General features: G+C 60.1%; 11 protein-coding genes and 1 riboswitch. All 11 genes read right to left on the reverse strand.

Annotated features, from left to right (window positions below; translation table 11 throughout):
* Nucleotides 1-5: 5 nt before the first annotated feature.
* The 11 genes from AXE86_RS05365 to AXE86_RS13185 all read right to left on the reverse strand — a co-directional run bounded on the left by AXE86_RS05365 (nucleotide 6) and on the right by AXE86_RS13185 (nucleotide 13,092).
* On the reverse strand, nucleotides 6-1,919 hold the full coding sequence (locus AXE86_RS05365; RefSeq protein WP_061945365.1) for a nickel-dependent hydrogenase large subunit: 1,914 nt from the start codon (nucleotides 1,917-1,919) through the stop codon (nucleotides 6-8).
* Nucleotides 1,916-3,004 carry a hydrogenase small subunit gene (locus AXE86_RS05370; protein ID WP_061945366.1) on the reverse strand — a complete coding sequence of 363 codons (1,089 nt, stop codon included), beginning with the start codon at nucleotides 3,002-3,004 and terminating at the stop codon, nucleotides 1,916-1,918. Before AXE86_RS05370 ends, AXE86_RS05365 begins: the two co-directional genes overlap by 4 nt.
* A gap of 313 nt (nucleotides 3,005-3,317) precedes the next feature.
* Nucleotides 3,318-3,472, reverse strand: a riboswitch (molybdenum cofactor riboswitch).
* A 312-nt stretch (nucleotides 3,473-3,784) separates the two neighbouring features.
* A complete protein-coding gene (locus tag AXE86_RS05375; protein WP_061945368.1) occupies nucleotides 3,785-4,786 on the reverse strand; it encodes a hypothetical protein in 1,002 nt (333 codons plus the stop codon).
* A 14-nt stretch (nucleotides 4,787-4,800) separates the two neighbouring features.
* Nucleotides 4,801-5,721 (reverse strand): M23 family metallopeptidase, encoded by a 921-nt coding sequence (locus AXE86_RS05380; RefSeq protein WP_061945370.1) that lies wholly within the window; start codon nucleotides 5,719-5,721, stop codon nucleotides 4,801-4,803.
* Nucleotides 5,722-5,842: 121 nt separating this feature from the next.
* Nucleotides 5,843-6,364, reverse strand: a complete 522-nt coding sequence (locus AXE86_RS05385) for a DUF4446 family protein (RefSeq protein WP_061945372.1) — start codon at nucleotides 6,362-6,364, stop codon at nucleotides 5,843-5,845.
* 84 nt (nucleotides 6,365-6,448) lie between these two features.
* Nucleotides 6,449-7,447, reverse strand: coding sequence for a ParB/RepB/Spo0J family partition protein (locus AXE86_RS05390; RefSeq protein ID WP_061945374.1), 999 nt, complete (start codon nucleotides 7,445-7,447; stop codon nucleotides 6,449-6,451).
* Nucleotides 7,434-8,198: a ParA family protein gene (locus AXE86_RS05395; protein WP_009753403.1), complete on the reverse strand. Its 765-nt coding sequence runs from the start codon at nucleotides 8,196-8,198 to the stop codon at nucleotides 7,434-7,436. The genes AXE86_RS05390 and AXE86_RS05395 overlap by 14 nt, the downstream gene beginning before the upstream one ends.
* Nucleotides 8,199-8,234: 36 nt before the next feature.
* Nucleotides 8,235-9,197: a 6-phosphofructokinase gene (pfkA, locus tag AXE86_RS05400; RefSeq protein ID WP_039981207.1), complete on the reverse strand. Its 963-nt coding sequence runs from the start codon at nucleotides 9,195-9,197 to the stop codon at nucleotides 8,235-8,237.
* Nucleotides 9,198-9,339: 142 nt separating this feature from the next.
* Nucleotides 9,340-10,659 carry a replicative DNA helicase gene (dnaB, locus tag AXE86_RS05405; RefSeq protein ID WP_061945376.1) on the reverse strand — a complete coding sequence of 440 codons (1,320 nt, stop codon included), beginning with the start codon at nucleotides 10,657-10,659 and terminating at the stop codon, nucleotides 9,340-9,342.
* Between the two features lie 42 nt (nucleotides 10,660-10,701).
* Entirely contained in the window at nucleotides 10,702-12,858 is a 2,157-nt protein-coding gene (locus AXE86_RS05410; protein ID WP_061945378.1) for a S16 family serine protease, read from the reverse strand.
* Nucleotides 12,859-12,942: 84 nt separating this feature from the next.
* Nucleotides 12,943-13,092, reverse strand: coding sequence for a secretion protein HlyD (locus AXE86_RS13185; RefSeq protein ID WP_071884711.1), 150 nt, complete (start codon nucleotides 13,090-13,092; stop codon nucleotides 12,943-12,945).
* Nucleotides 13,093-13,480 lie beyond the last annotated feature (388 nt).

Below are 13,480 nucleotides of genomic sequence, written 5' to 3' on the forward strand. Positions count from 1 at the left end.
CCCCCTTATTTATCGACGCTGACGCCCGCGTATGGATCGGTCGTCACAACGCGGATCTTCTCCCCCTTCGCGTTGAAGAGGTGGGTCGAACACGCCATGCACGGGTCGAACGAGCGGACCGCCTTGACGATCTCAAGCGGCTTGTCTGCGACCTTGACGGGCGTATCCATCATCGACATTTCGTAGGCACCGTGTCCCTCGGCATCGTCGCGTGGGCAGGCATTCCACGTCGTCGGGACGACCGCCTGATAGTTCGCGATCCTGCCGTCCTTGATGACCGCCCAGTGGCTGAGCGCGCCGCGCGGTGCCTCGTAAAGGCCGACGCCTTTTGCCTCCTTCGGCCAGGTCGATGGATCCCACTTGTCGTTGTTCACTACGCGCGTATCGCCGCTCTTGATGTTTGCGACGAGCTTGTCGAAGAAATACTTGCTGATCTCCGCCTGCAGCTGTGCATCGAGCGCACGCGCCGCCGTGCGTCCGACCGTGGAGGGCAGCCATGCCTCGACCGGGACGTTCAGCACCTTCGTCACGGCATCGATCTGATCGACGATCATCTGCTCTGCCCACGTCAGGTCACCGAGGAGGCCCTGCTTTGCCTTCGTGTAGAGGACGATGTAGCGTGCCAGGGGGCCGACCTCGCAGAGTTTGCCGCGCCATTTCGGCGTCTTGAGCCAGGAGTACTTGCCCTGCTCGTTGAGCGCCTTCCACTCGGTCTTCGTGCCTTCCTTCGGCTCCGTGTAGTGCGGGGTCGTCTCGCCCTCCCACGGATGGAGCGCCTGATCGTCGCCGCCCTTGTACTCGTACCAGCCGTGCTCGACGCTCTCTGCGACGCCGTCGGCATCCGTCAGATCCTTCTCCGTAAAGTCATAGACCTTCGCATTCATTACGCCCGAAGCGAAGTCCTCGACGACGCCGTTGCAGCGCACGAGGAGGTTCTTGAAGAAGTCGCCGTTCGTCGCACCTGAGAACGGCTCCTCGGAGAACATACCGAAGGCGAGCACGCGCTTTTTCGCGAGGCCGCCGCCCGAGGTGTAGCCCTTCTGGACGTAGAGATGTCCGATGGCGAGCACGTCGGGGAGATAGTAGTCGTTCATCATATGGCGTGCCTGATTGATCGAATGGTCGACGATCGCGAGACGCGCCGCATTGATCGGCGCGTTGCCGTCCTCCATTGAGATGGAGCAGGGCATGCCGCCGAGCACATAGTGCGGATGCGGGTTCTTTCCGCCGAAGACGACGTGCGGAACGACGAGATCCTTCTGCTTGTCTAGCATCTCGAGGTAGTGCGAGATCGCCATGAGATGCACCTCGGGCGGGAGGAGCTGATAGTCCGGATGATCCCACCACTGCGCGGAGAAGATGCCGAGCTGACCGCTGTCGACGATCTTCTGCACCTTTGCCTTGATCGCGGCGTAGTAGTCCAGCGATGCGATCGGGAAGTCGTGCGGGTAGGCGTCCGTGTCAAATGCCGCCGGTCCACGGAAGGGGAGGCGATAGGTCTGGAGCACCGTGTTCTGGAGTGCCGCCGTCGCCGCCGGATCCGCCTTCAGTGCCTCGAGCGGGCTGACCCAGTCAAGCGCGTGGAGGTGGTAGAAATGGATGATGTGATCCTGATGCCCGAGGCACGCCGCAATGATGTTGCGGATGTAGTGCGCGTTCTTTGGGATCGTGATGCCGAATGCGTCCTCGACGGCACGCAGACAGCCGAGCGCATGAGAAGATGTGCAGACGCCGCAGATGCGCTGAATGTATGCCCATGCATCGCGCGGATCGCGGTCGTTCATGACGAGCTCAAGGCCGCGCCATGCCGTGCCGGAGGAGATGGCATCGGTGACCTTGCCCGATGCCTCGTCCACCTGCAGCTCAACGCGCAGATGTCCCTCAATACGGGTGATTGGGTCTACAACGACGTGTTTCATTCATGCACCTGCTTTCCCTCTTTTTCGAGCTGCTTCTCATGGCATTTCTTCTGTACAAGGCTCGCTCCGGCGTGCGCCGCAACACCGACTGCCGTTGCGACGGCAAGGCCTGCGCCGACCATGTCGACATCGATGCCGTTGTACTCCGGCAGACGCTTCGAGAACGGCGCCTGATCCCAGAAGTTCGCGTTGCTGCAGCCAATGCAGGGTGCGCCCGACTGGATGGGGTACGAGAGCCCCTGATACCAGCGCAGATTGCCGCAGGAGTTGTACGTCTCGGGGCCGCGGCAGCCGAGCTTGTAGAGGCACCAGCCCCCCTTTGCACCCGCGTCGTCAAAGCGCTCGGCAAACATGCCCGCATCGAAGAACGGACGGCGGTAGCAGGTGTCGTGAATGCGGTTGCCGTAGAACTGACGCGGACGTCCCTCGCCGTCAAGCGGCGGCAGTGTGCCGAAGAGCGCGACGTGCATGATGACGCCCGTCATGACCTCGGGAATCGGCGGACAGCCGGGCACAGCAATATAGGGCTTCGCGCCGATGAGGGAGCGGATCCCCCTGGACTCCGTCGGGTTCGGCGCAGCGGCCTGGATGCCGCCCGCCGTCGCGCACGTGCCGTAGGCGATGACCGCCTTTGCTCCCTCCGTGACGTGCTTCAGCGTATGCTCGAAGGAGTGACCGCCCGACATGCAGGTGCAGGCGTGCTCCCCGATGGGAACCGCGCCCTCGACGGCAAGGATGTACTCGCCATGATACTTCTTGATCGTTTCCTCGAGATGTGCCTCGAACGCCTCACCCTCGCCGGCGCAGAGGAGATGGCTGTATTCGAGCGCAATCTCGTTCAGCACGAGATCCGATGCGAGCGGTGCGCCCGAGCGGATGAACGACTCATCGCAGCCCGTGCACTCATGCCCGTGCAGCCAGATCACAACCGGCAGCGGCTTCGCCTCGGCGGCCTCGACGACCTTTGAAAGGTTATCCGTGCTCAGCCCCATGAGCGACGTGAGGGTCACGCAGCCCTTGAGAAAATTCCGCCGGCTGAAACCTTTTGCGAGATATGCCTCCCACAAGCTCTCCCTTTTGTTCACATTATGCCTCCTGTCTCCATGGAAGACTGCCGTCATGCCAAACACCCGCATCCATCCCGCCGCGATCGGCACACAGACACCTTTGCGAGCAGAACGACAGGGCGATTGACAACAGAAACTTGCGTCAATACTTCCCACACATCAGATATATAAAGCCAATCCCGCGAAAGCCAGGGCCCCTCCGTACAAAATAATAAAGGAGGAACCGTCCGACGCACCCGAGGGCACGACAAACAGTCCCTCGTAGCAGACGAATCCAAGGGATATTTTGCATCAAAATATCCTCTCCTCGCCCTTGCGCGGCAATGTTGTCGTTTCCTTTTCAAGGGAGCGGGTTTTCTGCAGGAAACCGCGTTCGGAAGGGAGGCTCCGGCATTTCTGCCGAAACCCTGTGCACTGCAGGGATCACTCCCTGCGGCGCAGGCGCAGCATCATAGGCATCGCCCTTAGATGCTTTTGCTCGGAAACCGAGAGGTACAATGTACCTCTATACCTATGTAATTAATAACAGTTTAACAGAGTGAAAACAGCCTGTCAATATGCGAAAATTATTCTCATCACATGTTTGAGTTATACTTGTTTATTATAGTTATAGAGTGATCCATTCGCGGTGTATGGATGCTGTATCTGCAGTTAAGGAAGCACTGATAAATTCGGCACAGCCATCTTAGGGAAGTACCGAGAGACTGTTTTATCAGCGATTCCTTAATTCGATCAAAAAAGGGGCGCATCCCTCCCGGCATCGGTGATGATGCACATGGGGAGATGCGTCCCTCGCTGTTATTTCTTTCGGCGCAGTTCCTGCCGTACGGCGTCGCGCTCTTTCTCCGTCATGGTGTTTGCGCGGATCACGGCACGGTGCCCCTCGCGGCTGCTCTCCGTGATGAGTGCGCTATTCCCGTCGTAGGCGAGGATCTCGTAGGTGCTGATGGCGTCCTTTTTCGGGCTGAGCACGCGCCGCTGCATGGTGTAGCCGAGGTGCTCGTAGTCCGCATTCTTCATCGCCTCGGCGAACTGTGCCCGACCGAGGTTGTTGTAGAGGATGAGCTGCCAGTAGGAGACGGAGCCGTCGGCGTTGCGCTTCATGCGGCTGCGGTCAAAGAACCAGCCGCGCCGCTCGTCGCCCTCGATGAAGACCCAGTCGCCGTCCTTCAGCGTGATGGGCTCGATCGCCGTCTCTTTGCCGTATGCCTCGCGCTTTGCCGCATCAGCAGCGGCAGCGGCATGCTTTTTCTCAGCTTTTTTATCCGCTGCATCTGCCTTCTTTGCAGGCTCTGCAGACACGGCGGAATGCCCTGCACCGTCCGTCGCTGCGGCGGCTGGCGCCTTTTCCTTCACAGGTTCTTTGACAAGAACGGCTTCGGCCGTCCCTTCCCCATCAGCCGTTTCTTCTGCCGTCTTCGTCTTCGTCTTCGTCTTTGCCTCCGCATCTCTCGCCGAGGTGGCATTGGTCTGCGGTGTCTGCTCTGCTGGAGCGTTCTCTGTGCCGAGCTCATCCATCTCCGCATCGAAGGCATCTTCCTGCGTGCGCTGTTCCGATGCCGCACGGTCCTTTGCCGCGGGCTCCGCCGTGGTCTGCGCCCTGTCTGTCGTCTTTTCCGTATCCACTGTCTCCTGCGCATCTTTTGCGGCAGATGTGGTGCGCTGTTCTGACGCGGCAGCGTCTCCATGAGACTCCTCTGCCGCCATGACGACATGGATCTCCGTCTCCTTCTCGGCGGCCGTCCCGCTGACGGGGAGGAGGAGGATTCCTGCGGCGAGCAGGCAGGTGATGGATTTCATAGTGTCTCCTTTGCTTACAAATACGAGGTCGGGTTAACGGGCTGTCCGCTGAGGCGCACCTCGTAGTGCAGATGCGGTCCTGTGGAGTGCCCCGTCGAGCCGACATAGGCGATGATCTGTCCGCGCCGCACGCGCTGTCCCACCGTCACCACGACCGCCGAGGCGTGTCCGTAGCGTGTCGAAACGCCGCTCCCGTGATCGATGTCGACCATGTTGCCGTAGCCGCCCGCGTTCCAGCCCGCGATGGTCACGACGCCGTCCGCCGTCGCGACGATGGGTGTTCCCATCTCGGCGGCGATGTCGATGCCCTGATGGAACTCCGCGCCGTTCCAGCGCAGTCCATACCCTGAGCTGATGAAGCCGTCCGTCGGCCAGCCTGTCGGGGTGGTGACGGGTGTATCGTCACCCAGGAAGGAGGATGCCCCCGGCACATCCTTCTGCATCATGGCGGCGAGCTGTCCGATGGAGGTGCGGCGCACTGCGGTGCGTTCCTCAAGCATCGTAAGTGCCTCGCCGACCTCATCGGTGGTGAGTGTGTGCGGTGCGCCGCCTGTCGGTGCCGGTGCGGCATCTCCTTCCTGTACCGCGCTGTCCGTCTCCGCGGGCGGTGCGCCGACGAGTGCGCGCAGCCCGTCCTCCGTACGCTGGATGGCATCGACCTCCTGCCCAAGCGCGGAGGCCTTTTTCGCGATCTGGCGGATCTGCTCCTGCTGGATGCGGTTCGCCTCGCGCAGCTGTGCCGTCTCCTCCTCGTGGAGGTAGGCATGCGTGAGGGTGTAGATGGAGAAAATCGAGCCGACAGCGACGAGTGCCGCCCCCGCGCCCACGCCCATGGCGAGCAGGCGCAGGGCGCGCAGCGAGAGGCGCACGGTGTGCGTCGTGTCCGTTTCCCGATCCACCAGCTGCAGTTTATAGCGTGATTGTTCTTCGCTCAACGCGTCCCCCTCTTCCCATCGAGATGTTCCTGTCCGATCCCTATTTCCCTATTTCCCTATCCTATCCAAAGAATATGAAAACCTGCTGTGACACAGCAGGTTTTTGTCCGTTGATATCTTCTCAGTACTGGATGGGCAGCGGTTTTGCCATGGCTTCCTTCAGTACGTCCTTTTCCTCGTCGCTCAGCGGGTAGTCCGACGATCCGTTTTTGATCGGTTTGATGTAGCTGCGCGAGTCCTCGCGGGCAAAGATGCTGGAGAAGATCACGCCGTCGTTGTTCGCATCGAGCAGGGCGACGGCATAGCTGAGGTCGCCCCCCATGTCCTCAAAGGCGCGGAACCGCACGGAGGCGACGCGCACGAGCGACTGGCGGATGAACTGTCGGATTAGTTCGTTCTCCTCGAGGATGCGTGCGTTCGTTGCCGCGACCTCCTCCACCGTGCGCACGTGCTGGATCAGCATCCCCTCGAGATCGTCCTTGCTCGAGCCGCGCATCATCGCGCGGTAGCGGCTGCTCATCGTCGAGAGCCGTACCATGACGTAGATGACGAGGATGAGCAGGACGAAGATCAGGAGCAGCGCGGTGAGCAGGAGGGCTGCATCATATGCTTCGATCGACTTCACTAGATTACTAAAAAACAAGTTCTCTCTTCCCTTCTTTCCTCCGTCCCCCATGGGGCGGAGGCGGATGTGCCCCAGAGGGCGGCAGACGGCACGCCGCACATCCTATACGGTGAATTTCTGCGTGGAGAATGCGCGCAGTGCCGCACGCTTGTCCTCTTTTGCCACGCCGTCTGCCGATACGGTCAGGAGCGACAGCAGTCGCTCCAGATCCTCGGCGGAGAAGTAGCTGATTTCGAGCCGCCCCTTCCCCTCCTCGCGTCCCGTCTGGATGCGTACCTTCGTGCCGAGGCTGCGCGTCAGGCGCTCCTCTGCCTCACGGACGAAGAGGTCTGGCTTTTTCTCTGGCTTTGGCGGCGCTGATTTTTTCAGTGCGTTCGGATCCTTCGCCAGGCGTTTGACGAGCGCCTCGACGCCGCGTGCCGAGAGCTCGTGCTCCTGGATGTACTCTGCCGCCTCACGCTGCAGCGCGGCGGTCTCGAGCGCGAGGAGCGGACGTGCCTGCCCCATGGTGAGAACGCCGTTCGCGATGAATGCCTGCACCTCTTTCGCGAGGCGCAGGAGGCGGACGCTATTCGCGATTGCCGAGCGGCTGCGTGCGACGCGGCGCGCGAGCTGTTCCTGTGAGAGTTTGAACTCGGTGAGGAGCCGCTGATAGGCGTGTGCCTCCTCGATTGGGTTGAGATCCTCACGCTGGAGGTTCTCGATGAGTGCCATCTCTGCCATCTCCGCGTCGTTCGCCGTGCGGAAAAATGCAGGAACGGTCGTGAGCCCTGCCATCTTGGCGGCGCGCAGACGCCGCTCGCCCGCGATGAGCTCGTACTTGCCCGCGCCAATGTCGCGGACGGTGACGGGCTGGAGGATGCCGTGCTGTGCAATGGACTCGCGCAGCTCCTCGAGTGCCGCCTCGTCGAACTCGCGGCGCGGCTGAAAGCGGTTGGGCTGGATCACGTCAATGGAGAGCTCCGCCGGGACGCCCGCGGAGGCTGCAGCGGTTTCTGTCTTTTCCTCCGGCGGCGGGTCGGTCGGCAGGGTGAGCGCGTCTTTTCCGAGTCCGAGTGCGCCGAGCCCACGCCCGAGGCCGCCTGTTTTAGCCTTCTTCACGCCGTATGACCTCCCTTGCGAGTGCAATATACATCTCCGCCCCGCGCGATGTAATGTCGTACGAGGTGATCGGCTGCCCGAAGGAGGGTGCCTCCGAGAGTCGGACGTTGCGCGGAATCATCGTCTGATAGAGCGCGTCGCCAAAGACGTCGCGCACCTCGTCGACGACCTGCCCCGCGATGCGCGTCCGTGAGTCGTACATCGTCATCACGACGCCCTGGACACGCAGTTTCGGATTGGCGCGCTCCTTAACAAGGCTGATGGTTTTCATCAGCTGCGCCACGCCCTCGAGGGCAAAGAACTCACACTGGATGGGGATGAGGACGGCGTGTGCCGCCGTCAGTGCATTCAATGTCAGAAAGCCGAGGGAGGGCGGGCAGTCGATAAAGATGTAGTCGTAGTCGGTCAGCACCTCGGCGATCGCCTTGCGCAGGCGTGTCTCACGATGTTCCAGCGACGCCAGTTCCACCTCGGCGCCCGCAAGCTCCACATTGGCGGGAACGACGTCGACGAGGTAGTCCGACTCGATGATGACCTCGCGCATGTGCTTTCCGTCGATCAGGACGCGATAGGTCGTCGCGGGGAGTGTGCTCTTGTCGATGCCAAAGGCACTGGTCGCATTTCCCTGCGGGTCGATGTCGATGAGCAGAACGCGCCGTTTCGCACGCGCGACGGCGGCGGCGAGATTGACCGCCGTCGTCGTTTTGCCGACGCCGCCCTTTTGACTGGCAACCGCAATGATCTTTGCCACGGGATCATCCTTTCTACGGGTGCTGCGGTGGATGTTCTAGAAAAGTACCTTTGCGAGGTGCAGGTACTCGGGATCGAGTGTTTTCTTGTTGTTGACGGCGTCGTAGAGGTTGACGGAGACGACGTGTCCCTTGTGGTAGCCGAACACAATGCCCGAGAGCCCCGAGATGAGTGCGAGTGCCGCCTGTTCGCCGAGCTGGCTGGCGCGTACGCGGTCGATGACCGTCGGTGAGCCGCCGCGCTGGATATGGCCGAGCACCGAGACGCGCGTCTCGATGTCCGTATGCTTTGCGATGTAGTCGCAGACGTCCTGCCCCTTGGCCGCGCCCTCGGCGACGACGATGAGGATGTAGCGTTTGCCGTGCTCGTATGCGTTGGTGAGGTCGTTGACGATCTCCGCGAGGTCAAATTTCTCCTCGGGGACGAGGATGTACTCCGCACCGCCCGAGATGCCCGAGACGAGAGCGAGCCAGCCGGAGCCACGCCCCATGACCTCGAGCACGATGATGCGCCGATGCGCCGATGCTGTGTCGCGCAGCTTGTTGATCGCGTCGATGATCGTATTCGCCGCCGTGTCGCAGCCGATCGTATAGTCCATGCCCCAGACATCGTTGTCAATCGTGCCCGGCAGGCCGACGATGGGGAAGCCGAACTCCTCGGCGAGCAGCTGTGCGCCGCGCAGCGAACCGTCGCCGCCGATCACGCAGAGCCCCTCGATGCCGCGCTCGATGAGGTTCTCATGTCCGCGGCGGCGTCCCTCGGGCGTCGTCCACTCCTTGCAGCGCGCCGTCCCGAGGAAGGTGCCGCCGCGCTGGATGATGTCGCCCACATCCTTGGACTCAAGCTCCCACATATCCTCATCGAGGAGTCCCTGATAGCCATCGTTGATGCCCCACACACGGACGCCTTCATAGAGGGCTGTGCGCGCCACGGCACGCGCCGCCGCGTTCATTCCGGGGCTGTCTCCCCCGCTCGTCATGACTGCAATACTCTTTAACACAACGCATCCTCCCCCTGCCCATCATTTCCATACGCTCAGTGCGCGGTCTTAGCTTTTTCTACCCTTTTATCATAGCACAAACGGCAAAAAAAATCCCCTCTTTTTTTGAGGGGAATGAGAAAAATGTTTCACGTGAAACAATCTACTCATGCGCGAGATCGCGGAAGCGCGTGTATTCCTTCTGAAAATACATGCGCACGGTATCCGTCGCTCCATTGCGGTGCTTGGCAATGCTCAGTTCCGTGATGTTTGCATTCTCTGTATCCTGATTGTAATAATCCTCGCGATACAGGAACATGACAATGTCCGCATCCTGCTCGATCGAGCCAGACTCGCGCAGATCGGAGAGCATGGGGCGTTTGTCCGAGCGCCCCTCGGTCGCGCGGGAGAGCTGCGAGAGAACGATGATGGGGACGTTCAACTCACGGGCAAGCACCTTCAGTGAGCGCGTCATCTCTGCCACAGCGAGGGTGCGGTTCTCCGCGCGCCCCGGCGCCTGGATGAGCTGAAGGTAGTCGATGGCGATGAGATCGAGTCCATGTTCCGCCTTGAGGCGGCGGGCACGCGTGCGGATATCGAGCACTGTCGTACTGCTCGTATCATCGAAGTAGAGTTTTGTCTTCATGATGCGGTCAGCGACCTTGACGAGCCGCTCCCACTCCTCATCATCGAGCTCGCCGCGGGCAAGGCGCGTCGCGTCGATCTGCCCCTCAGCGCAGAAGATACGATGCATCAGCTGCTCGCGCGGCATCTCCAGAGAGAAGAAAGCGACGGTCCCACCCTGCAGGGCGACGTGCGTGGCGACATTCAGGACGAACGCCGTCTTACCCATAGCAGGGCGTGCCGCAACGATGATGAGATCTGAGGGCTGGAGACCGCGCGTCACACTGTCGAGTGTTGCGAGCCCCGTCGAGAGCCCCGTGATACCCCCTTTTGCCTTGGCGAGTTCACTTACGCGATCCACGGCGTCAAAGACGACCTCCTTCGCAGAGATAAACGCCCCCGTCGTCTGTCCTCCTGCGATCGCAAGGATCTTGCGCTCTGCATCGTCGAGCTGCTCGGCGATATCCTCGCTCGCCTCATACGCTGCCCCCGCAATCTCCGTGCTCGCGTCAATCAGTGCGCGCAGGACAGCCTTCTCCTTGACGATCTTTGCATAGTGTGCGAGGTTCGCCGTGCTCGGCACGGTGTTCGTCAGATTGGCGAGGAACGAGATTCCTCCCACCTGTTCGAGCAGTCCCGACTTTTTCAGCGACTCGGTCACGGTCACGATATCTACAGGCTCACCGTTGCGCAGAAGCAGCTCCATCGCCTCAAAGACGGCACGATGTGTCTGACGATAGAAGTCCTCTGCATGGAGCAGCTCCACAGCCTGCGACACCGCCGCAGGTTTCAGCATCATCGAGCCGAGCACCGAAAGTTCCGCCTCGATGCTCTGCGGCGGCACACGTCCTTCCGGCATATTATACTCCTTTTCGTATCATCATCCACATGAGGGAGGGATTCAACGCGACCCTCCGTCATGCTCTGCATTCTCTTTCCACTTCTCATCGGCGAACAGCACGCCAAAGGCCTCCTCAGCACTCTTGAGGCGGTAGATCTTTAGCCTCAGATGATCCTCGGGGATGTCCTTCTTGTTCTCCCATGGGATGATGAGAGTTGAGATCCCCGCCTGTCGTGCGCCGTATGCCTTTTCAAAGACGCCGCCCACCGGGCGGATCTCCCCCTGCAGAGAGATTTCCCCCGTGACTGCCACATTCTGCCGGACTGCCGCACCGGTCACAGCACTGACAATCGCCATCAGGATGGCCGTGCCCGCACTCGGACCGTCGATATTGCCGCCGCCAATGATGTTGACGTGGAGGTCATAGTCATGTAGGTCACGTCCCGTCAGGCGACGCATGACTGACGCCGCATTGAACACAGAGTCCTTTGCCATGCTGCCTGCTGTCTCGTTGAAGCGCACAGTCCCTTTCCCCTTTTCTACCGCAGGGAAAGCGACAGCCTCAATCTCGATGATCGAGCCGAGGAAGCCCGCCACGCCGAGGCCGAACACCCTACCCACGGCAGGTGTATTCGAGGCCTTCTTTTTCCCAAAGGGATAGAGGCGGCTCACCTGAACGACCTCATAGATGTCTTCCTTTGTCACAGGGATACACGGAGGATCTGTTTCACGTGAAACATTTTCCACTTTCTTCCCATCGTCTTGTGTGGAGGAAGGCTCCATGCCGAGGAGTTCTTTTTCTTCCGCGATGGATGTTTCACGTGAAACATCTGCATTCGCACCTCCCTGCGTCTCATGTTGTTCCACAGAGGATGTTGGCTCGATTGTTTCACGTGAAACAATGCGCTCCACCTCTACATCATCCATGCGGTTCAGTGCGAGGCTATAGGCATCGGCGAGGATGTTAATCGCCTTGCGCCCCTCAATCGTGTATGTGCTGATGAGCTCCGCTGTGCGGGGGGCGAGCGCGACGTGGAGGCGTTCTGCCGCATTCTCCACAATCGTGCGAATATGCGCCGGTGTCAGCGGCTCAAAGTAGATCTCCGCGCAGCGCGAGCGCAAGGCAGGGTTGATGTGATCCGGCTCGCGTGTCGTTGCCCCAATAAGTACGAAGTCTGCCGGCGCGCCCTCCTCAAAAAGTTTGCGGATGTACGGAGGGACACGCTTGTCATCGGGGTCGTAGTACGCCGATTCAAAGTAGGCGCGTTTGTCCTCGAGTACCTTGAGCAGCTTGTTCTGGAGCATCTCATCCATCTCACCGATCTCGTCGATAAAGAGGATACCACCGTGTGCATCGGTCACCAGCCCTGGTTTTGGCTCGGGAACGCCACTGTCGGCAAGGTTCTTCTGCGCGCCCTGGTAGATGGGGTCATGCACCGAGCCGAGCAGAGGATTCGTCATGTCGCGCGGGTCCCAACGCAGCGTTGTGCCGTCTGTCTCAACAAAGGGCGCAGTCTCTGCAAAAGGCGATACCGCACGTTTCTTCGCCGCCTCGAGAACAAGGCGTGCCGCTGTCGTCTTGCCGACGCCGGGCGGTCCGTAGAGCAGGAGATGCTGGGGGTAGGGTGAGGAGAGCTTTGCCATAAGGGAGCGCACGGCACGCTCCTGCCCGACGATCTCATCGAACGTCTTTGGGCGCAGGAGCTCCATCACCGACTGTGTGAGATGCACCTTTTCCAGCGCCTCAAGCGCCTCACGCTTTTTCTTGTCATGCGGAGACTCTGCGCCGGGGCTCTCCTCCGAGATTACCTGACGGCGGATGTCGTCCACATACTCCTCGTGATCCTTTTCGAGCTTTTCATTCACCTTGCGCTCGATGCGATCCTCCAGATCGCGCCGTGCGAGGATGCCCGCGACCTGCTCCGTCATGCGCGAAAGGATCTCGGGCAGCTCTGTCTCCGCGGGCGGGGGAGAGAGCAGCGGATCCTCCTCAAGAATGCGCATGAGTGCGAGGACGCGCTCACGGCGATCCTCCGAGCGCATGAGTGCCATTGCATTCATCTTGCCCGCTTGGATGACTAGGCGCTCCGTCCCCATCGTATCGGCGAGCATGCGAAAGATCGTCGCGATCTCCTCGTCGATCTGCGCGTCCCGTGAGAGCTTCGGATGCTCCTTCCCCGCGTCCTTGCCGCCGAATAAATCCTTAAAAAAAGACATAGTCCTCCTTTTGAGAAGGGCTGATGAGCCATGCTCATCAGCCCGCTGTATTACGGAAGCACTGATAAATTCGGTACAACCATCTTAGGGAAGTACTGATAAACTCAGCACCGCCGTCTTAGTACATCTTTTTCGCCCTGTCTGTGTCGACAAATCCTCCACATAGCCTCTGCTATGCGTCCGGTTTGTCTCCTTGACAGGACAAAAAATCTGCACCAATTCGACGGACTTTATTTTATCAGTACTTCCCAGCGCATCTTTTTTGCCCGCACTTCGGCGGAAAATCCTCCACAGAGCACCACTCTGCGTCCGGTTTTCCACCTCGTTCGGACGAAAAAATCTACGCCAATCTGGCAGACCTCATTTTATCAGTGTTTCCTACATTATTATCAGGATATCAATACGAGAAAAAATCATGTACCGTCCAAGGCGCCCCCTCCGCCGCTGCGGCAGGGGAGGCGACAGCTGGCGCCTTGCATACATCGTGCGTATTCATGCCCCGATGATCTGAGTGCCCCAAACAAACCCTAGAGGAGCAATCGAGAAAAGTGTGCGGTACGCCCCTGCGGATTTTGCCCGGGCGATGTTCGGATCTACACCATAGGAGGCTTGCGTGCATCTA

Origin of the sequence: Selenomonas sp. oral taxon 136 (assembly GCF_001554015.1) — a bacterium.
Lineage (GTDB): Bacteria > Bacillota > Negativicutes > Selenomonadales > Selenomonadaceae > Centipeda > Centipeda felix.